The sequence below is a fragment of the Acidocella aluminiidurans genome (assembly GCF_055383125.1).
Window position 1 is genome coordinate 1,356,747 of the sequence record NZ_AP031589.1, and the last position, 20,910, is coordinate 1,377,656.

Consider the following 20,910-nt stretch of genomic DNA (forward strand, 5'->3'; position numbering starts at 1 on the left):
AGGATTTTCGATTTCGCGACAATGGTAAAGCATCGTGAGCGCGCCGCCGGCCGGTTGGGCCATATCGCCCCGGTGCTGGAGGATCTGACCGCGCGTTTGCTGGACCGGCTGGACGACACCACCATCCGCTTCGAGCGGGCGCTGGATTTTGGCGGACGCGGCGCCGTCGCCCCGGCGCTGGCGGCGCGCGGCATGCTGGTGGACAGCGCGGATACCTCGCCGCGCCTGGCGGCGCTGGCCGGCGGGCGGCCCTTGATACTGCCCGGCCCCGACGATTTCGGCCTGGCGCCGGGGGCGTATGATCTGGTCGTGGCCCCGCTCTCGCTGCATTGGCTGGATGACCTGCCGGGCGCGCTGATCCAGCTGCGCCGGGCGCTGAAGCCGGGCGGGCTGCTGCTGGCCAGCCTGCCGGCCTTGGGCACGCTGCATGAGCTGCGCCTGGCGCTGCTGGAAGCGGAGGAGGCGCTGACCGGCAAGGTCAGCCCGCGCGTCTCGCCCTTTCCGGAACTGCGCGACTGCGCCGGGCTGCTGCAACGCGCCGGCTTCAGCCATCCGGTGGCGGATCTTGAGGAGATCACCTTCCTGTACGCCAATCCCCTGGCGCTGCTGCATGAGCTGCGCGACGCCGGGGAGACCAACGCCTTGGCCGGGCGCAGCCGCGCCATCCCGCCGCGGGCGCTGTTCGCGGCGGCGCTGGCGGCGCTGCCCCAGCAGGACGGGCGGCTGGCCGTGGCGCTGCGCCTGGCCATGCTTACAGGCTGGGCATCATAACAGCCCCGCCTTGCGAAAGCTCAGCCAGCGCCCGTTGCCGACAATGACATGGTCGTGCAGCACCACGCTCAGCGCGCTGGCGGCCTTTTTGATCTCGCGGGTCATCGCGATATCCTCATCCGAGGGCGAGGGATCGCCGCTGGGGTGGTTATGGACAAGGATGATCGCGGTGGCGTTCACCTCCAGCGCGCGCTTGACCACCTCGCGCGGATAGACCGGGGTGTGGTTGACCGTGCCCTGCGCCTGCGGCTCGTCGGCCAGCAGCCGGTTGCGGTTATCCAGGAATAATAGCCGGAACTGCTCGATCTTCTCGCGCGCCAGCACCGCCTGCAGATATTCCATCAGCCGGTCCCAGTTGCTGAGCACCGGGCGATAGAGCACTTCCGCCTTGGCGAGACGCTGGGAGGCCGCCTGCACCAGCTTCAGCGCCGCCACCCCGGCCTCGCCCAGCCCCTCAATGCCCAGCAGATCCGGCACCGGGGCGGAGATGGCATTGGCGTAGGAGCCAAAGCGCCCCAGCAAAGCGCGGGCGATCGGCTTGGTATCCCGACGCGGCAGCGCCAGGAACAAGGTCATCTCGATCAGCTCGTGATCGGCCAGCGCCTCCGGCCCGCCGGTGAGAAAGCGCGCCCGCAGCCGGGCGCGGTGCCCCTCCGTGCCGAGCGACATCGGCGCCGGGCGCAGCTCCGGCGTCAACGCCTCCAGCATCGGCATCTCGGCAAATCCTTTTGCGGCGCGGCTTCGTTTCATGCGCGCACAGGTTGCCACAGCTTAAAAGTTTTTCAACCCTTTATTTAGTTCGATGCCGGTTTATGATCTTCCGCCAGCACCAGATACACCGCCGGCACCACGAATAGCGTGAACAAGGTGCCGATGGACAGGCCGCCCGCGATCACCATGCCCATCGCATAGCGCGAGGCAGCACCTGCGCCATTGGCGAAGACCAGCGGCAGCACGCCGACCACCATCGCCGCCGTGGTCATCAAAATCGGCCGCAACCGGATATTGGCCGCATGTTCGATCGCCTCGCGCTTGCCCATGCCGGCCAGCCGCGCCTCGTTCGCCACCTCGGTCATCAGAATACCGTGCTTGGAGACCAGCCCCATCAGCGTCACCAGCCCGACATCGGTGTAGATATTCAGGCTCAGACCGCCAATGCCGATATAGATGAAGATCAAGGCGCCCGCGATGGACATCGGCACCGAGACCAGGATGATCAGCGGGTCGCGGAAGGAGTTGAACAAGGCCGCCAGCGCCAGGAAGATGATGATCAAAGCGAAGGCGAAGGTGAAGATGAAGGCGCTGCTGGTCTGCACGAACTGGCGCATCAGCCCGCCATAATCCAGCGTGTCGTCCGGCGGCAGAATTTTCTTCGCCAGGCTTTGCAGCGTATGCAGCGCATCCGCCTCGGCCACGCCGGGCGCCACCACGCCTTGCAAGGTTGCCGAATTCTGCTGCTGGAAATGATTGATCGTCTCCGGGATCACGCTGGTCTTGATCGTCGCGATGGCGGAGAGCGGAACATTGATGCCCCCGAGGAGAGCACGTAATAATCGTTCAGATCCGCGACATTCAGCCGCGCGGTGCGCTGCGTCTGCGGGATCACCTTGTAGGAACGGCCATCGAGATCGAAATAATTCACATAGCCGCCGCCCAGCGCCTCACCCAGAGCCGCGCCGATCTGGCTCATATTCAGCCCGAGTGCCGCCGCCTTGTCGCGGTCAATCACCACTTCCGCCTCCGGCTGGTCGATCTTCAAATCGCTCTGCAGGAAGATGAATTTGCCGCTGGCCAGCGCCGCCTGCAGCAGCTTCTGGGTGTCGGGATAGAGCACGTTGAAGTCGCTGGTGCTCTTCACCACGAACTGCACCGGCAGGCCCGAGGAGCCCGGCAGCGGCGGCAGCGGGAAGGCCGCGACCTGCTGGCCGGCATCCACCTTGTTGGCATCCGCCTGCATCAGCGTCTGCAGCGTGGCGGCGGGGCGGCGCTCGCCCCAGGGCTTCAACACCGCGCCGATGATGTTGGTGCCCGGCACGTCGATCTGGAAACTATGCGCGACGTCAGGATATTTCAGCAGCGAGGCGTTGAAATGGCTGTCCCACATGGCGCGCTGGCCGGTGGTGCTGTCAGGTGCCGAGGTGGAGCTGAACAGCACGATGCCTTGATCCTCCACCGGCGCCAGCTCGCTCTTCGCCCCGGCGGCGAGGAAATAGATGCTGCCCAGCACAATGGCGGCGAAGATCAGCGTCACCGGCACCGTCTCCAGGCTGGAATGCAGCATCCTGGTATAGGCGCGGTGCACACGGGCGAAGGCGGCATCGATGAAATTGATCAGCTTGCCTTCCCAGTTGGGCTGCTCGCGATCGATATGTTTGAGGAACCGCCCGCTCAGCATCGGCGTCAGGGTCAGCGCCACCACAGCCGAGATCGTCACCGAACCCGCCAGCGTCAACGCGAACTCGGTGAACAGCGCGCCGGTGAGGCCGGACTGAAAGGCGATCGGCACATAGACCGCGATCAGCACCACCGTCATCGCCACGATCGGCCCGCCCAGCTCGGCCGCCGCGGCGCGCGCCGCGATGATCGGGCTTTCCCCGAGATCGAGATGGCGGTTGACGTTTTCCACCACGATGATCGCATCATCCACCACCAGCCCGATCGCCAGCACCAAAGCCAGCAGCGTCAGCAGATTGATGGAAAACCCGAACGCCGCCATCATCGCGAAGGCGCCGATCAGCGAAAGCGGGATCGCCACCACCGGGATCAGCACCGAGCGCGGCGAGCCTAAGAAGGCGAATACCACGAGCGTCACGATCAGCAGCGCCTCAAGCAGCGATTCCACCACTTCGCGGATCGAGGCATTCACGAACACCGTGCTGTCGTAAACGATTTCGCCGGTCAGGCCGGTCGGCAGATTGGTCTGGATCTGCGGCATGATCTTGCGCACGCCGGAAATCACGTTGAGCAGATTGGCCTCAGGTGCCACCTTGATGCCGATATAGACGCCGAGCTTGTTGTCGAAGGTCACGTGCTGGTCGTAGCTGTCCGCGCCCAGCTCCACCTTCGCCACATCCTTGAGCCGGATGATGGCATTGTTCTGCTGCTTGACGATCAGCTGGCCGAATTCGGCGGCGCTGTGCAGCCCGGTATTCGCGGTCAGCGTCACCTGCGTCATCGTGCCCTTGGTGTTGCCCAAAGCCGAGATGAAATCATTGGTGGAGAGCGCGTTCCAGACATCGCTGGGGGTGAGGCCAAAAGCGGCCAGCTTCTGCGGGTCCAGCCAGATGCGCATGGCGTAATTCTGCCCGCCCAGAATCTCCGCCGTCTGCACACCCTGCACCGCCTGCAGCTGCGGCTGCACGACGCGGGTGATATAGTCGGTGATCTGGTTGGCATTCAGCACCGAGCTGCGAAAGCCGATATACATCGCATCGACCGACTGCCCCACCGCCAGCGTGATCACCGGCTGCTCGGTGCCGCTGGGCAACTGGTTCAGCACCGAATTCACCCGCGCCGAAACCTCGGTGAGCGCCTGATCCGGATTATGGTTGAGCACCAGATTGATGGTGATGGTGGAGACGCTGATCTGGCTCGACGAGGTCATGTAGTCGATGCCGTTGACCTGGGCGACGGCGTTTTCCAGCGGCGTGGTCACGAAGCCCGCGATCGTATCAGGCGAGGCGCCGGGATAGGTCGTGGTGATGGTGATGGTGGCGTTCTCGGTCTCGGGGAATTGCTGCACCGGCAGCGTGCCCACCGCGCGCAAGCCCATGACCAGGATCAGCACCGACACGGCGATGGCCAGCACCGGCCGGGCGATGAAGAGATCGGTAAAGCGCTTCATCGCTTTTTCACTCGTTCGGCGGGTTCGGGTTGGGATCGTTGCTGGGCTGGATCGTGTTGTTCACCGCCACCGGCGAGCCATTATGCAGCTTCACCTGGCCGGCGGTGACAACCTCGTCGCCTGGCTTCACCCCATCCAGGATCTGCACCTGATCGCCCCGCGTCGCCCCCAGCGTCACGAACACCTGGTCGGCCACCAGCGCGTTGCCCTGGCCGTGCTTCACCACATAGACGGTATCGCCATAGGAGCTGTAGGCGATGGCGGTCTGCGGCAGCGTCACCGCCTCCTTCGGCGCCCCGGTCTCCACCGAGACGCTGGCGAACATGCCCGGGCGCAGGCGCAGATCGTCATTCTGCAGCACGGCCCGCACGGCGATGGAGCGGGTGGCGGAATCCACCGTGGCGCCGATCGCGGCGATCTTCGCCGGGAATGTCTGCCCCGGATAGGCGTCGATCTTCAGATTGACCACCTGCCCCACCTTCAACGCCACCAGCGCCTGTTGCGGCAGATAGAAATCCACAAAGAGCGGATTGAGCTGCTCCAGCGTGACGATGGCGGTGCCGGGCTGCAGATACTGGCCCAGATTGACCTGGCGAATGCCAAGCCGCCCGGAGAAGGGGGCGCGGACGATCTTCTCATCCATGCTCGCCTGCTGCGCCGCCACCTGCGCCTGCGCGGCGGCGAGATTGGCGCGGTCCGTATCCACCGTGGATTGCGCCACCGCATTGGCGGCGAACTGCTTCAGGTCGCGGGCGTAATTGATCTCATCGAGCTTCGCCTGCGCCTGCAGCTGCGCCAGCACCGCCGGATCGTTGTTCGCGCGCAATGTCAGCAGCACATCGCCCTTCTGCACATCCTGGCCGGATTCGAAATGGATGCTGTCGACGATGCCGCCGACCTCGGCCGAGAGCGAGGCGCCATTGATGGCGGTCACGGTGCCGACAGACTGGATCGCCGGCTGCCAGGGTGTTTCCTGCGCCTGGATGGTCGCCACCGTCTGCACCTGATTGGCGAAGCCTTTCAGGAATTTGGCGATGAAGACCGCGCGCAGCGCCCCCCAGCCAAAGACCAGGCCAAGAATGAGCACCACGATCAGCAGCATGATGATGGTGCGCTTCACGGGTCTGGCCGGCTTGCTCATGACGATGCTGTCCTTCATGGAATCACCCCGCAGCATTGGCTGGTCACATCCTGGCGGTGCCACCAGCCGCCGCCCAGCGCCTGATACAGCGCCGCGGTATCGGCCAGGCGCGTGGCCTTGGCTTTGACCGCTTCGATGTCGGCGGTCTGGTAGGTCACCTCGGCATTCAGCACCGCGGTGAAGGGCTGGCCGCCCAATTTATACTGCGCCTGGGTCACTTGCAGGCTGGCGGCGGCGGCATCGCGCGCGCTCTGCGCCGCCGCCAGCGTGGCCGCGTCATATTGCAGCGCGGTCAGCGCATCCGCGACATTCTGGAAGGCGGAGATGACGGTGGATTGATATTGCGCCCCGGCCCCGCGCAGTGCCGCCAGCGCGCCCTTGCGCTGCGCCGCCAGCTGCCCGCCTTCGAAAATCGGCTGGGTCAGCCCGGAGACGAGGTTCCAAAGCAGCGTCTGCGGCGTGAACAAGGTGCCGGGGGTGAGGGATTCGTGCCCGATCTGCGCCGAGAGGGTGATCTGCGGCAGCATATTCGCATCCGCGACGCCGACATTGGCCGAGGCCTCATGCAGCTGCGCGGCGGCGGCCTGGATGTCCGGGCGCTGCGCGACGATGGCGCTGGGCAGGCTCACCGGCAGATCCGCCGGCAGGGTCAGATCATCCAGCGTGAAGCTCTGCAGATGGAAATTGCCCGGAAACTGCCCGGCATAGGCGGCGAGCTGGTTCTGCGCCTGGGCGAGCTGGGATTGCAGCGGCGGCAGGCTGGCCTGCTGCTGCGCCAGGGTGGATTGCTGCTGCAGCACCTGCGCCTGCGGCACGCCGCCGAGACGCGCCTGGGTCTGCAAAATCGTCAGCAGCTTCTGCTCATCGCCAATCACCTGCCGTGTCGCCTGGATCTGCCCGTTCAGCGAGGCCTCATTGACCGCGGCGGTGACGATATTGGAGGTCAGCGTCAGATAGGAAGCTTCCAGCTCCCAGCGCTGATATTCGGCGGTGGCGATGTAATTCTCGATCTGCCGGCGCTCGCCACCGAACACATCCACCGAATAAGAGACCGAGAGCGAGGCGTTATAGAGCGTGTAGGGCCGCAGCTTGGCGCCGCTGCCGCCGCCGAAGGCGGCAAGCCCGGCGGAGGAGCCCTGGTCGCGCTGCGCGCCGAGGCTGGAGGAGATGCTGGGGATCAGGCTGCCCTGGGCGGCGCGCACGGTTTCCTGCGCCTGCACCAAGGTCTCCTGCGCCGCTTTGAGGCTGGGATTATTCGCCAGCGCCTGGGCGATCAGCGCGTCCAGCGCCGGGGAGCGGAAGAGATGCCACCAATCGCCCGGTATATCAGCCCCTGGCCGGAAGACCTGCGCGGCGCCATCGGCGCGGCCGGTGACGGCGGGGAGAGGCTGCGGCGTCAAGGCCACATTCGGGGCGGCGGGCGCGTGATAATTGGGGCCCACCGCGCACCCGGCCAGCGCCGGCAGCACCGCCAGGGCCAGCGCGGATGAATTTACTCCGAAACGGAAACCAGCGGGTTTCATGCCAGCACGGGTACGTGGCTTTCATTCTACCGTCAAGCTCATTTTTGACGATATTATTTAGATAAGAAAACTTGATGGTTTCCTTTGTGCCGCTCTATAGCTCATTCATGAGTCCCGCATCGCCGCCCGCCGAAACGCCCCCCACCGCCTCGCCAGACCGGCTGGAGGCGCTGATTGCGGCGGCGGAACAGCTTTTCCTGAGCAAGGGCTATCACAACACCACCATGGCGGACATCGCGCGCCAGGCCGGCATGTCCAAGCGCACCGTCTATACGCTGGTGCCCTCCAAGGCGGATTTGTTCGGCGAGCTGTTAGCGCATCAACGCCAGACCAGGCTGCAATTCACCGAGCCGTCACCGGGCGCCAGCCTGGAAGACACGCTCTGCGCCACCCTGGCCGCGCTGGCGCAATTCCTGCTGGACCCGGTGCAGATTTCCATGACCCGGCTGCTGATCACCGAATTCAGCCATGATCCGGATTTCACCCAAAGCTTCCTCGCCGGGCGGATGCGCAAGGGCAAAACCCATCTGCAAGGCTGCCTGGTCGAGATCGCGATCGCCCAAGGGGCGAGCCCGGAAATGGCGGCGGAGATGTCGGGCATGCTGTTCGGCATGGCACTGGGGGAATTCGTGTTCGGGGTATTGTGCGGGCTGCGCACCGTGCCGGCGCCAAAGGTGCTGAACACCCGCATCCGCACGGCGGTGAAGATGTTTCTGGCCGGATTGCAGGCACTCAAGGCTGAAGAAAAATAAGAGTTTTTTGGTGCCGCTTTTTTGCAAAAAAGCGGCGAAAAAAGTTCGGGTCGGCGGCAAATGCCTTGCCACACCCCGAAGATCAGCCCGTCAGCCGCCAGTGACGGACATATGCCGCGCCACCGCCACCCGGCTGATATCGAAATCATGCCCTTTCGGCTTCGCCGCGATGCCGCGCTGGATCGCCTGGATCAGCCCCGCATCATCCGCGCTGGCCCGCAGCGGCCGGCGCAGATCCACCGCATCCTCTTGGCCCAGGCACATATAAAGCGTGCCGGTGCAGGTCAGCCGCACCCGGTTGCAGCCTTCGCAGAAATTATGGCTGAGCGGGGTGATGAAGCCGATCCGCTGCCCGGTCTCCTCCACCCGCATATAGCGCGCCGGCCCGCCGGTCTGATACTCGCTGGCATGCAGGCTCCAGCGCTGCGCCAGATCCCGGCGCACGGCAGCGAGCGGCAGATGCGTCTCTTCCCGATGCGTCACCTCGCCCATCGGCATGGTCTCGATCAGGCAGAGATCGAAGCCCTGGCGGCCGCACCATTCCAGCATGGTGTCGAACTCGTCGTCATTCACGCCCTTCAGCGCCACCATGTTGATCTTCACCGCCAGACCGGCCGCCTGCGCCGCCTCCAGCCCGGCCAGCACCTGCGCCAGCCGGCCCCAGCGGGTGATGCGGGCGAATTTCGCCTCATCCAGCGTATCCAGGCTGACATTGATCCGCTTCACCCCGGCCCGCGCCAACCCGGCCGCATACTTGGCCAGTTGCGAGCCATTGGTGGTGAGCGTCAGCTCCTCCAGCCCCTGCCCCAGCCGGCTGCCCAAGCCTTCGATCAGGCTCATCACATTGCGCCGCACCAGCGGCTCGCCGCCGGTCAGGCGTAGCTTCGTCACCCCCAGCCGGATGAAGGCGGCGCAAAGCCGTTCCATTTCCTCCAGCGTCAGCAGCTCATCCCTGGGCAGGAATTGCATGTCCTCGGCCATGCAATAGGCGCAGCGAAAATCGCAGCGGTCAGTGACCGAAACGCGGAGATAGGAGACAATACGGCCGAACGGATCGATCATGGCGCTCTATTTCGGACTGTTCCGGTCCGATTGCAATCATGCCGGATCGGCGAGATCCAGGATCACCCGGTCGGTATCCACCAGCACCTTGCCGGCATGCTCGAAATTCACCGTCACCCGGTTGCCGATGGCGCTCTGCACCTGGCCCAGCCCCCAATCCGGGCGCTGCGGATGGCGCACATACTGGCCCGGCTCGTATTCAGAGCGGTCCAAGGCAGGCCTCCACGAAATCCGCCATATGCGGCGGCGGCGGCGCGGTGGCCTCCACCCCCAGCCCGGGCAGCACCAACCGGCGCGCCAGCAGGCACATCATGCCCTGGCCATCGCCATAGACCGGATCGCCCGAAACGGCATGGCCCAGATGCGCGGCATGGGCGCGGATCTGGTGGGTGCGGCCGGTATGCAAAGTGAACTCGACCAAAGCCCGCCCTGCATGCGTGCCCAGCACCCGCCAGCCGGTGCGGGCCGCGGCGCCTTCGGGCGAGACCACCATGCGCCAACGCCGGTCCTGGGTTTCCTTCAGCAACGGCGCGTCGATCTCACCGGAATCCTGCGCCGGCACCGAGGACAGAACACCCCAATAGAGCTTCAGCGCCTCGCCCGCCGCCAAGGCCGCCTGCGCCGCCAGCAGAAACTGCTTGCCGCGCGCCACCAGCAGGCAGCCCGCCGTATCCTGGTCCAGCCGATGCGCCAGCCACGGCCCGGTATTGCCCCGGCGCCAGGCCGGGAAGTGATCCTCAACCGACGCCCCGCCCGTCCGTCCGGGATAGACCGGCAGCCCGGCCGGCTTGTTCACCACCAGCGCCCGGTTATCCTGAAACAGCAACTCCATCAGCGGCGCAGATGCTCTGGAATGGTGAAGCCGAGCCGGGTGGGAATATCCCACACCTCATCGCCCCGCCGATATTCCCGGAACCCCGCCGCCAGATAATTCGGCAGCGCGCGGGGGTGGTCGGCATTGCAGGTATTCACCGTCATGCCGCGCAAGGCGGTGGCGCCCTCGAACACCGCATCCACGGCATGGTCCAGAAATGGCCGGCCCAGCCCGCGGCCGATAAAGTCCCGCCGCAGCCCGAAATAATTCAGGTTGATATAAGGCCAATGGCCGGCATCCAGCTCATAGAACCCGGCCAACTCGCCTCCCACCCGCAACAAATGCAGCGAGAGCGTGCTGGCGGCGAGATGGCGCTCCAACATCGCATCCGGCATCACCCGGCGCAGCCACCAGAGCCAGGGCGCGCCGATTTCCTCGTACAAAGCCCGGTAGCTCGCCAGATCCAGCCGCTCGCGGGTGACGGTGACACCCTCCGGCAGCACCACGCTTGGCCGCGTCGGCCGGGCCATCATTCGCAGGAAGATGACGGTGACATGAGCGCGCTCGGTCGCCTCACCCGGGGCCGGCTTTGCGTAATCCAGGATCTCGGGCATGGCGTTCCCTCATGGTTTTTGGGGGCCGGGGGCGTGGCGCGCTCTTGCCTCCGCCCCGGCGTTTTTGCAGCTTTTTGAAAAAAGCTGCACCAAAAACTTTTTAATCGTCCAGGAAGCTGCGCAGCTTGCGCGAGCGGCTCGGATGCTTGAGCTTGCGCAGCGCCTTCGCCTCGATCTGACGGATACGCTCACGGGTCACGTTGAATTGCTGGCCGACCTCTTCCAGCGTGTGGTCGGTATTCATGCCGATGCCAAAACGCATGCGCAGCACGCGCTCCTCACGCGGCGTCAGGGACGATAGCACGCGGGTAGCAGCTTCGCGCAGATTGGCCTGCACCGCCGCATCCAGCGGGATGATCGCCGCCTTGTCCTCGATGAAATCGCCCAGATGGCTGTCTTCCTCGTCGCCGATCGGGGTTTCCAGCGAGATCGGCTCCTTGGCGATCTTCAGCACCTTGCGCACCTTCTCCAGCGGCATGCCGAGCTTCTCGGCCAGCTCCTCCGGGGTCGGCTCGCGGCCAATCTCGTGCAGCATCTGCCGGCTGGTGCGCACCAGCTTGTTGATCGTCTCGATCATATGCACCGGAATCCGGATGGTGCGGGCCTGATCGGCGATGGAGCGGGTGATCGCCTGGCGGATCCACCAGGTGGCGTAGGTGGAGAATTTGTAGCCACGGCGATATTCGAATTTATCCACCGCCTTCATCAGCCCGATATTGCCCTCCTGGATCAGATCCAGGAATTGCAGGCCGCGATTGGTGTATTTCTTCGCAATCGAGATCACCAGGCGCAGATTGGCCTCGATCATCTCTTTCTTGGCGCGCGTGCTGTCGCGCTCGCCACGCGACACCGTGGTGTAGACCCGGCGGAATTCCTCGATCGGCAAGCCGGCCTCGGCGGCCACGCGGCCGATCTGCGCGCGCAGCTCATTCGCCTGCGCGCCATGCTTCTTGGCGAACTCTTTCCAGCCCTTGCCAGGCAGCTCCGCCACCGCCTCAACCCAGCCCGGATCCATCTCCCGGCCGCGATAATGTGCCAGGAACTCGTCGCGCGGCACCTTGGTGCTCTCGGCCAGGCGCAGAAGCTGGCCTTCCAGCCCGTTCAGGCGCTGGTTCAGCACCTTCAGCTGCGCCACCAGCTCCTCGGTGCGGTTATTATGCAACCGCACCTGCTCGACCTTGGCGACCAGCTCGTCGCGCAGCTTCTCATAGGCCTTCTCGTTGCGGGCATTCACATCCCCGCCGGCGGTCAGGTTCTCGATGCGCTTGGTCTGCATCTTCGAGAGCTTGTCGTAGAGCTTCTCGATCTCGTCGAAATTCTGGAAAATCTCGGGCTTGAGCTTCTCTTCCAGGGCGGAGAGGGACATGCCGGCACCCTCGCCCTCCTCGTCCTCGTCGATCTCCTCATTGGCGTCGAAATTCTCGGCCGCCTCGCCCGGCTCGGCGCCGGCCTGCATGGCTTCCAGATCGATCACGTCGCGCAGCAGCACCCGGCCATTATTCAGCGCCTCATGCCAGGCGATGATGGCGCGGAAGGTCAGCGGGCTCTCGCAGAGCCCGCGGATCATCATGTCCCGCCCGGCCTCGATGCGCTTGGCGATAGCGATTTCGCCTTCGCGCGAGAGCAGCTCCACCGTGCCCATCTCGCGCAGATACATGCGCACCGGATCGTCGGTGCGGCTGACCGAGGCCTCGGAGATATTGCCGGACGGCTCGTCGTCGCTGTCCATCTCGTCCTTGGGCGCGGCGGCGGTCTCCGCCTCCTCGCTTTCCTCGGACTCAACCACCTGGATGCCCATTTCATTGAGCATCGCCATGATGTCTTCGATCTGCTCGGAGCTGTTCTGCTCCGCCGGCAGGACCGCGTTCAGCTCATCAAAGGTGATGTAGCCGCGCTCCTTGCCCTTGGCGATCAGGCGTTTGACGGCACCGGACTGGGTGTCGAGCACATTGGCATCCGCCTCTGCCTCGGGGGCGGCATTTTCCGTGGTGGCGGTCGGCTTGGTGGCCATGGTCAGGTCAGGTCTCCGGTCTAAGCGGCTCGTATATTTTACAAGTCATTTACTAGGCAACATGCGCGCCCAGAATGGGTCAGATTTCTTCAGCCCCGGCCGCCCCCGTGCGGGCGCGGTCCAGCAGCTGCACATAGCGTATGAAGCGGTCGCTTGCACTCTGGTCGTCAGGATGGGCCAGCCAGAAGGCCTGGGCTTCGTCACGCTGCCGACGCAACGAGTCGATGCTGAAATCCATCAATTCGTACAAACTCCACCAACTTCGTCCGGCTTCCGCCGGGCTTGCACCCTTGATGAGGCTCAATTCGGCCTTGGCCAGCGCCGCCAGTTCGGCGGCGCGCGCATCAAGGCCGAGCTTCCGGAGATGGGTGAGAAGCGATTCGGTGTCAAGGGTTTTGCCGGAGAGCACATAGGCGTGCAGCGCCTCCCGGAAGGGCTCGTCCTCCGCCGGCAAGGCGATATTCGAGAACGGCTCCTCGAACTCCGGCAGCAAGGCCGGGTGCGCCAGCAGAATGGCCAGCATCAGCCGCGCCCGCCTGGCATTGGCGGCCTCCGCGTCCGGGGCGGCCCGGGGTGGGATTTTCACCGGCGGCGGCGCTGGCGCGAAGCGCCCGCCCTTGCCAAAGCCGCCAGGCTGGAAGCGCGGCGCCGGGGCGCGGCGGGTGGCGGCGAAAAACGCGTCTTTCAACGCGTTGCGATATTCCTCGGCCAGGAATTTATCCGGAATGCTATTGGCCGCCCCCAGCAGACGCTGGCGAAAGCGGGTGCGGCCTTCAGGTGTCGCCAGATCCTGCCCGGCCTTCAGCATGTCGAACAGCACGGCCGAGAGCGGCTGCGCCTTGCCCAGCTCCGCCTCGAACACGGCACGGCCGCCGCGCTTGATCAGACTGTCAGGATCGTCCTTGGCCGGCAGGCGCAGCAATTTCAACGTCTTGTCGGGTGTGAGCTGGCTCAGCGCCAGCTCGGCGGTCTTCAACGCGGCGCGCTGGCCGGCGGCATCGCCATCGAAACACAGCACCGGGGCCGGGGAGAGGCGCCAGATTTCCTCCAGATGCTCCTCGGTCAACGCCGTGCCGAGCGGGGCCACCGCCCCGCCAAACCCGGCCTGGGCCAGGGCGATGACATCCATATAGCCCTCGACCACGATCAAGGCCGCGCCCTTGCGCACCGCCTCGCGCGCCAGGTTGAGCCCGTAGAGCGAGCGGCGCTTGGAGAACAAAGCCGTCTCCGGCCCGTTCACATATTTCGGCTGACCCTCGCCCATGATCCGCCCGCCAAAGGAGATCAGCGCCCCGCGCCGGTCGCGGATCGGGAACATCACCCGGCCGAAATACATATCCGTGGGGCCGCGCTCGCCTTGCTTCATCAGCCCGGCCTCGATCAGCTGGTCCGGCTTGATGTTCTGGCCGCGCAAGGCGGTGGCAAGCTGCCCCCTGCCCTCGCCGGAGAAGCCGAGCTGGAAGCGGCGTATGGTGTCGTCCGACAGGCCGCGCCCGCGCAGATAGGCCAGAGCCGCCCGCCCCTCCTGGCCCCAGAGCCAGAGCTGATATTCCTTACAGGCCGCTTCCAGCACCTCAGACAGGCTGGAACGCCTGGCCTCCGCCTGGGCCGCCTGCGGGCTTTGCTTGGGGACTTCCAGCCCGGACTGAGCAGCCAGATCCTCCACCGCCTCCATGAAGGAGGCGCCGGTGCTCTTCATCACGAAGGTAATGACATCCCCATGCTCGCCGCAGCCAAAGCAATGGAAATGGTCGTCATAGACGTAGAAAGACGGCGTCTTTTCCCCATGAAACGGGCAGCAGCCTTTGCGCTCGCGCCCGGAGCGGCTGAGCTTGACCGATTTGCCGATCACGGTCGCGATCGGCAGCCGGGCCCTCAGCTCGTCGAGGAAATTCGCCGGGAGCGCCATTTAGCCGGCCAAAGCCGCCTTCACCGCCTGCGAGGCCACACCCATGTCCAAGGCCGCGCCATGCTTGGCCTTCAGCGCGCCGACAACCTTGCCCATATCCTTGGGCGAGCTGGCCCCGGTGGCGGCGATCGCCTCGGCGATGGCGGCGTTCAGGGCGTCGCCTTCCAGCGTCTGCGGCAGGAATTCGGAGATCACCGCGATTTCGGCCTCTTCCTTCGCCGCCAGCTCCTCGCGGCCGCCCTGGCGATACAGCGCCACCGAATCCCGGCGGGATTTGATCATCGAGCGCAGCATGGCCTGGATTTCATCGTCCGGGATCTGCTCCACGCCTTTCGGCCGGGCGGCGATGTCGGTATCCTTCAGCTTGGCCTGGATCATGCGCAGCGCCGAGGTGCGCTCCGCATTGCGCGCCAGCATGGACGCCTTCACCGCGGCGGTCAGATCTTCGCGAATAGCCATTTCATACCCTCACTTGCTGGTCCGGAAAAAATTTCCGGCCCGTCCTATTCCATAATTGAGATCGGAGCAAAATTCCGCTAGAGAGGCTGCCATGGCAATCTCCCTCGATGAAATCCTGCGCCGCCTCGGCGGCAGCGACGCCGCGGCCACGCTCACCGGCGTCTCCCCCGAAGCCGTGCGCAAATGGCGCAGCAGCAACGCCATCCCGCCGCGCCATTGGCCCGCCATTATGGCGGCAACCGGGCTCACCTGGGAAGAGCTTTCGGCCGCGCCCGAGAGCACCGAGGTCCCGCCCGGCGCCACCGCCGCCCTGGTGCTGGCGGATGGAACGGTATTCTGGGGCCGCGGCTTCGGCGCGCAGACCACCAGCGCCCCCTCGGAGCTTTGCTTCTCCACCGGCCTCACCGGCTATCAGGAGACGATGACCGACCCTTCCTTCGCCGGGCAGATTGTCACCTTCACCTTCCCGCATATCGGCAATGTCGGCACCAATGCCGAGGATATGGAAGCGACGCAGATTTTCGCGCGCGGCATGGTGACCAAGGAAGATGTCACCTCGCCTTCCAATTACCGCTCCACCGCCCCGCTCGGCGCCTGGCTGAAAGCCCAGGGCATCGCCGGCATCGCCGGCGTGGATACCCGCGCGCTGACCCTGCGCATCCGCGATCTGGGCGCGCCGAATGCCGTTCTCTCCTATCCGGAGGATGGCAAGTTCGACCTCAAGGCCCTGGCCGCGCAGGCGGCGGGCTGGGCCGGGCTGGAAGGGCTCGATCTGGCCAAGGAGGTCTCCTGCACCCAGTCCTATGAATGGACCGGCGGCACCTGGGGCTGGGCCAACGGCTTCGCCGAGACCAAGGGCGGCAAGAAGGTCGTGGCCGTGGATTACGGCGCCAAGCGCAACATCCTGCGCTCTCTGGCCTCCGCCGGCTGCCAGGTGACAGTGGTGCCCGCCACCGCCACCGCCGAGGATATTCTGCGCCACCAGCCGGATGGCGTGTTCCTTTCCAACGGCCCTGGCGATCCGGCGGCCACCGCCGCTTACGCGGTGCCGGCGATCCAGGGTGTGATGCAAGCCGGCGTGCCGATTTTCGGCATCTGCCTCGGCCACCAGCTGCTGGCCACCGCGCTCGGCGGCAAGACCTACAAGCTGGAGCGCGGCCATCGCGGCGCCAACCAGCCGGTGAAGGATCTGACGACGGGCAAGGTGGAGATCACCTCGCAGAATCACGGCTTCGCGGTGGATGAGAAGAGCCTGCCCGAAGGTGTGGAGGTCACCCATGTCTCGCTGTTCGACGGCTCCAACGAAGGCATCGCCGCCCCGGCAAAGAAAGTGTTTTCGGTGCAGTATCACCCGGAAGCCAGCCCGGGCCCAAGCGACAGCGCGTATCTCTTCACCCGCTTCGTCGAGCTGATGGGCTGAATATAGGGAGTTTACTAATTTATACGATTTAATCCGTATAAATTAGTAACTCGTCTATAACCCCCTCATGGACCCTTTGCGCAACCCTTTCGCCCCCGGAGCCGGCACGCCCCCGCCTGAATTGAGCGGGCGCGAGGCTTTGCTGGCGCGCGCCGCCCAGGCATTGGGCCGGGTGCAGAATGGGCGTACTGAAAAAGGGCTTGTGCTGGTCGGGCTGCGCGGCGTCGGCAAGACGGTGCTGCTCAACGAAATCCGCCGCCGCGCCCAGGCGCAGGGGCTACGCACCTGCCTGGTGGAAGCGCATGAAGGCAAGAGCCTGCCGGCGCTGCTGATCCCGCATCTGCGCCGGGTGCTGCTGGATCTGGACCGGGCCGAGGCGCTGAGCGCCACGGTCAAGCGTGCCCTGCGGGTGCTGAAAAGCTTCATGACGGGCTGGAAAACCAAGATCGGCGAGGTCGAGGTCACGCTGGATATCGATCCCGAGACCGGTGCGGCCGATAGCGGGGATCTGGAGGCGGATCTGCCTGAGCTGATCGCCGCCCTCGGCGAGGCCGCCGCCGCGCGCAACAGCGCCCTGGCGCTGTTCATCGACGAAATTCAGTATTTCAAGCCGGCCGAGCTCTCCGCCTTGATCATGGCGCTGCACCGGGTGGCGCAGGAGCGCCTGCCGGTGGCCTTGTTCGCCGCCGGGTTGCCGCAGGTCACCGCCCTGTTCGGCCATTCCAAATCCTATGCCGAGCGGCTGTTTGACTTTCCCGAGATCGGCGCGCTGAGCCCGCTGGAAGCGATTGAGGCGCTGGCCAAGCCCGCCGCCGCCGAGGCGGTCTATTTCGACGAGGCGGCTCTGGGGCTGATCTATCAGCAAACCCGCGGCTATCCGTTCTTCGTGCAGGAATGGGGCTATCATTGCTGGAACAGCGCCCCCGCCCCGCGGATCGGCCTTGCCGACGCGCAAACCGCCAGCGACATCGCGCTGCGCCGCCTTGATGAGGGGTTTTTCCGGGTCCGCTTCGACCGCCTGACCCCGCGCGAGAAAAACTATCTGCGCGCCATGGCCGAGCTCGGCCCCGGCCCGCACCGCTCCGGCGAGGTGGCGGCCAGGCTGGAGAAAAAATCCCCCGCCCTCGCCCCGCTGCGCGACGGGCTGATCGGCAAGGGTATGATCTACGCCCCCGCCCATGGCGACATCGCCTTCACCGTACCGCTTTTTGACGAATTCATGCAGCGCGCGATGAAGCGCGCTCCCCTCAACTCCCCCGCTGCCTGACCTGGAGCCAGAACATGCCCAAACGCACAGACATCAAGTCCATCATGATCATCGGCGCCGGGCCGATCGTCATCGGCCAGGCCTGCGAGTTCGATTATTCCGGCGCCCAGGCCTGCAAGGCGCTGCGCGAGGAAGGCTACCGGGTGATCCTGGTGAACTCCAACCCGGCGACGATCATGACCGATCCGTCACTGGCGGACGCCACCTATATCGAGCCGATCACCCCGGAGATGGTGGAAAAAATCATCGCCAAGGAGAAGCCTGACGCGCTGCTGCCGACCATGGGCGGGCAGACCGCGTTGAACACGGCGATGGCGCTGGCCAAGTCCGGCGCGCTGGAGCGTCTGGGGGTGGAGCTGATCGGCGCCAATGCCGAGGTGATCGACCGCGCCGAGGATCGTCTGAAATTCCGCGACGCCATGGCCGAAATCGGCGTCATGGGCCCGAAATCCGCCATCGCCCATAATCGCGAGGAAGCCGCGGCCGCACTTGAGCAGGTCGGGCTGCCGGCGGTCATCCGCCCCTCCTTCACGCTGGGCGGCACTGGCGGCGGCATCGCCTATAACCGCGAGGAATTCTTCGAAATCTGCATGGGCGGCATCGAGGCCTCGCCGACCAATGAGGTGCTGGTCGAGGAATCCGTACTGGGCTGGAAAGAGTATGAGATGGAGGTGGTCCGCGACAAGGCGGATAACTGCATCATCATCTGCGCCATCGAGAATATCGACCCGATGGGCGTGCATACCGGCGACAGCGTCACCGTCGCCCCGGCGCTGACGCTGACGGACAAGGAATATCAGATCATGCGCGATGCGAGCATCGCCTGTCTGCGCCGCATCGGCGTCGAGACCGGCGGCTCCAACGTGCAGTTCGGCATCAACCCGGAAGATGGCCGCATGGTGGTCATCGAGATGAACCCGCGCGTCTCGCGCTCCTCCGCGCTCGCCTCCAAGGCCACCGGCTTTCCCATCGCCAAGGTCGCGGCCAAGCTCGCGGTCGGCTACACGCTGGATGAGCTGCAGAACGACATCACCAAGGCCACCCCGGCCAGCTTCGAGCCGGTGATCGATTATGTCGTCATCAAAATCCCCCGCTTCACCTTCGAGAAATTCCCCGGCACCCCGGCGCTGCTCTCCACCTCGATGAAGTCGGTCGGCGAGGCGATGGCGATTGGGCGTAACTTCCAAGAGGCGCTGCAGAAGGGCCTGCGCTCGCTGGAAACCGGGCTCTCCGGGCTGGATGAGATGGCCGCCCCCGGCGATGGCGGCATGGATGCCTTCCGCGCCGCCCTCTCCACCCCGCGCCCGGACCGCCTGCTGGTCGCGGCGCAAGCGCTGCGCGCCGGGATGAGCCTGGAAGACGTCAACGCCGCCACCAAGTTCGACCCCTGGTTCCTGGAGCAGATGCAGGGCATCATCGCCGCCGAGACCGAGGTGAAGGCCAATGGCCTGCCCAAGGATGCGTTCGGCTTCCGCCGCCTGAAGGCGATGGGCTTTGCCGATAAGCGCCTGGCCCAGCTTTCCGGCCAGAAGGAGGCCGCCGTCGCCGCGGCGCGGCTGAAGCTTGGCGTCACCCCGGCCTATAAGCGCATCGATACCTGCGCCGGCGAATTCGCCTCCGCCACCTCCTATATGTACTCCACCTATGAGGGCAGCTACGGCACGCCGCTGGACGAGGCGGATGTCTCGGACAAGCGCAAGGTGGTGATCCTCGGCGGCGGGCCGAACCGCATCGGCCAGGGCATCGAGTTCGATTATTGCTGCGTCCACGCCGCCTATGCTTTGCGCGAGGCCGGCTATGAGACGATCATGGTCAATTGCAACCCGGAGACCGTCTCCACCGATTACGACACCTCCGACCGGCTCTATTTCGAGCCGCTCTTCGCCGAGGACGTGATCTCGCTGCTGCGCAAGGAGCAGGAGAAGGGCACGCTCCTGGGCTGCATCGTGCAATATGGCGGCCAGACCCCGCTGAAACTCTCGCTCTCGCTGGAAGCCGCCGGCATCCCGCTCCTGGGCACCTCGGCCGATGCGATCGATCTGGCCGAGGACCGCGAGCGCTTCCAGGAGCTGCTGAAGAAGCTCGGGCTGCGCCAGCCGGATAACGGCATCGCCCGCTCCACCGAGCAGGCCGAAGCCATTGCCGAGCGCATCGGCTATCCGGTCATCATCCGCCCCTCTTACGTGCTGGGCGGCCGGGCGATGGAAATCGTCTATGACCGCTCCGGCCTGGACCGCTATATGCGCGAGGCCGTGCGCGCCTCCGGCGAGAACCCGGTGCTGATCGACCGCTATCTGAACGAGGCGCTGGAAGTGGATGTGGACTGCATCTGCGACGGCACGGATGTTTATGTGGCCGGGGTGATGGAGCATATCGAGGAAGCCGGCATTCATTCCGGCGATTCCGCCTGCTCGCTGCCGCCCTACTCGCTCTCGCCGGCCATCGTCGCCGAGCTGCGGGCGGAGACGGTGGCGCTGGCGAAGGCGCTGAACGTGGTCGGGCTGATGAACGTGCAATACGCCATCCAGAACGACACGATCTATGTGCTGGAAGTAAACCCCCGCGCCTCGCGCACCGTGCCCTTCGTCGCCAAGGCGACCGGCGTGCCGGTGGCGAAAATCGGCGCGCTGGTGATGGCGGGTGAAAAGCTTTCCAGCTTCAAGCTGGATGACAGCGTGCAGCCGCGCCATGTCGCGGTGAAGGAGGCGGTGTTCCCCTTCGCCCGCTTCCCGAATATCGACACGCTGCTCGGGCCGGAGATGAAATCCACCGGCGAGGTGATGGGGCTGGACACCAATTTCGCCCGCGCCTTCGCCAAGGCGCAGCTCGGCGCCGGGGTGAAGCTGCCGCTTTCCGGCACCGCCTTCGTCTCGGTCAAGGATGTCGACAAACCCGCCTTCCTGCCGGTGGCCCGCCGCCTGACGGAGCTGGGCTTCACCCTGCTCGCCACCGGCGGCACCGCCAAGGTGCTCACCGAGGCCGGGATTCCGGTGAAGAGGGTGAACAAGGTGCTGGAAGGCCGCCCGCATTGCGTGGATGCCATCCTCTCCGGCGATGTACAGCTGATCATCAACACCGCCTCCGGCGCGCAATCGGTGGCGGACAGCTTCGATATCCGCCGCTCCGCCCTGACCCATGGCGTGCCCAACTTCACCACCATCGCCGGCGCGCGGGCGGCGGCGCATGCCATCGCCGCCCTGATCGGCGGCACTCTTGAAGTTGCGCCGCTTCAGTCGTACTTTCCCCAATCCTTCTGATGGCCCGCCGGCGGGAGACCGCCGGCGACCATTTTCTTGACCTCTAACCACCCGGGGGCCTTTGGG

15 protein-coding genes and 1 pseudogene are annotated in these 20,910 nt (G+C 65.3%); 5 read left to right on the forward strand and 11 right to left on the reverse strand.

Annotation, left to right across the window (positions count from 1 at the left end; all coding sequences use genetic code 11):
* Positions 1 to 21 precede the first annotated feature (21 nt).
* Complete coding sequence (locus tag ACZ46S_RS06965; protein ID WP_464063896.1) at positions 22 to 771, forward strand: methyltransferase domain-containing protein; 750 nt, start codon at positions 22 to 24, stop codon at positions 769 to 771.
* On the opposite strand, the gene radC is transcribed toward ACZ46S_RS06965, so the two are convergent.
* From radC to ACZ46S_RS06985, 4 genes and pseudogenes are all read right to left on the reverse strand, one after another.
* Positions 766 to 1,485: a RadC family protein gene (gene radC, locus ACZ46S_RS06970; RefSeq protein WP_464063897.1), complete on the reverse strand. Its 720-nt coding sequence runs from the start codon at positions 1,483 to 1,485 to the stop codon at positions 766 to 768. The two genes, ACZ46S_RS06965 and radC, sit on opposite strands and share 6 nt — an antisense overlap.
* An 80-nt stretch (positions 1,486 to 1,565) precedes the next feature.
* Positions 1,566 to 4,615: pseudogene (locus ACZ46S_RS06975) on the reverse strand (efflux RND transporter permease subunit).
* Positions 4,616 to 4,622: 7 nt separating this feature from the next.
* Positions 4,623 to 5,792 (reverse strand): efflux RND transporter periplasmic adaptor subunit, encoded by a 1,170-nt coding sequence (locus ACZ46S_RS06980; protein WP_295739784.1) that lies wholly within the window; start codon positions 5,790 to 5,792, stop codon positions 4,623 to 4,625.
* Positions 5,771 to 7,279 carry an efflux transporter outer membrane subunit gene (locus ACZ46S_RS06985; protein WP_464063898.1) on the reverse strand — a complete coding sequence of 503 codons (1,509 nt, stop codon included), beginning with the start codon at positions 7,277 to 7,279 and terminating at the stop codon, positions 5,771 to 5,773. The genes ACZ46S_RS06980 and ACZ46S_RS06985 overlap by 22 nt, the downstream gene beginning before the upstream one ends.
* 107 nt (positions 7,280 to 7,386) lie before the next feature.
* On the opposite strand from ACZ46S_RS06985, the gene ACZ46S_RS06990 reads away from it, so the two are divergent.
* Positions 7,387 to 8,031, forward strand: a complete 645-nt coding sequence (locus ACZ46S_RS06990; RefSeq protein ID WP_464063899.1) for a TetR/AcrR family transcriptional regulator — start codon at positions 7,387 to 7,389, stop codon at positions 8,029 to 8,031.
* Positions 8,032 to 8,121: 90 nt separating this feature from the next.
* On the opposite strand, the gene moaA is transcribed toward ACZ46S_RS06990, so the two are convergent.
* The 7 genes from moaA to ACZ46S_RS07025 all read right to left on the reverse strand — a co-directional run bounded on the left by moaA (position 8,122) and on the right by ACZ46S_RS07025 (position 14,900).
* Positions 8,122 to 9,093, reverse strand: a complete 972-nt coding sequence (gene moaA / locus ACZ46S_RS06995; RefSeq protein ID WP_464063900.1) for a GTP 3',8-cyclase MoaA — start codon at positions 9,091 to 9,093, stop codon at positions 8,122 to 8,124.
* Between the two features lie 36 nt (positions 9,094 to 9,129).
* Positions 9,130 to 9,306, reverse strand: a complete 177-nt coding sequence (locus tag ACZ46S_RS07000; protein WP_464063901.1) for a DUF3553 domain-containing protein — start codon at positions 9,304 to 9,306, stop codon at positions 9,130 to 9,132.
* Positions 9,293 to 9,925: an RluA family pseudouridine synthase gene (locus ACZ46S_RS07005; protein ID WP_464063902.1), complete on the reverse strand. Its 633-nt coding sequence runs from the start codon at positions 9,923 to 9,925 to the stop codon at positions 9,293 to 9,295. The genes ACZ46S_RS07000 and ACZ46S_RS07005 overlap by 14 nt, the downstream gene beginning before the upstream one ends.
* The gene (locus ACZ46S_RS07010) at positions 9,925 to 10,521 is read right to left on the reverse strand and encodes a GNAT family N-acetyltransferase (protein ID WP_464063903.1); all 597 of its coding nucleotides are present in this window, start codon (positions 10,519 to 10,521) and stop codon (positions 9,925 to 9,927) included. The genes ACZ46S_RS07005 and ACZ46S_RS07010 overlap by 1 nt, the downstream gene beginning before the upstream one ends.
* 100 nt (positions 10,522 to 10,621) lie before the next feature.
* A complete protein-coding gene (rpoD, locus tag ACZ46S_RS07015) occupies positions 10,622 to 12,532 on the reverse strand; it encodes an RNA polymerase sigma factor RpoD (RefSeq protein WP_295739808.1) in 1,911 nt (636 codons plus the stop codon).
* Between the two features lie 79 nt (positions 12,533 to 12,611).
* The gene (gene dnaG, locus ACZ46S_RS07020) at positions 12,612 to 14,441 is read right to left on the reverse strand and encodes a DNA primase (RefSeq protein WP_464063904.1); all 1,830 of its coding nucleotides are present in this window, start codon (positions 14,439 to 14,441) and stop codon (positions 12,612 to 12,614) included.
* Positions 14,442 to 14,900: a GatB/YqeY domain-containing protein gene (locus ACZ46S_RS07025; protein ID WP_464063905.1), complete on the reverse strand. Its 459-nt coding sequence runs from the start codon at positions 14,898 to 14,900 to the stop codon at positions 14,442 to 14,444.
* Between the two features lie 91 nt (positions 14,901 to 14,991).
* Here ACZ46S_RS07025 and carA point away from each other — a divergent pair, with 91 nt between their 5' ends.
* The 3 genes from carA to carB all read left to right on the forward strand — a co-directional run bounded on the left by carA (position 14,992) and on the right by carB (position 20,844).
* Positions 14,992 to 16,320, forward strand: coding sequence for a glutamine-hydrolyzing carbamoyl-phosphate synthase small subunit (gene carA, locus ACZ46S_RS07030; RefSeq protein WP_464063906.1), 1,329 nt, complete (start codon positions 14,992 to 14,994; stop codon positions 16,318 to 16,320).
* Positions 16,321 to 16,387: 67 nt separating this feature from the next.
* Positions 16,388 to 17,587 carry an ATP-binding protein gene (locus ACZ46S_RS07035; RefSeq protein WP_464063907.1) on the forward strand — a complete coding sequence of 400 codons (1,200 nt, stop codon included), beginning with the start codon at positions 16,388 to 16,390 and terminating at the stop codon, positions 17,585 to 17,587.
* Between the two features lie 14 nt (positions 17,588 to 17,601).
* Complete coding sequence (carB, locus tag ACZ46S_RS07040; protein WP_464063908.1) at positions 17,602 to 20,844, forward strand: carbamoyl-phosphate synthase large subunit; 3,243 nt, start codon at positions 17,602 to 17,604, stop codon at positions 20,842 to 20,844.
* Positions 20,845 to 20,910 lie beyond the last annotated feature (66 nt).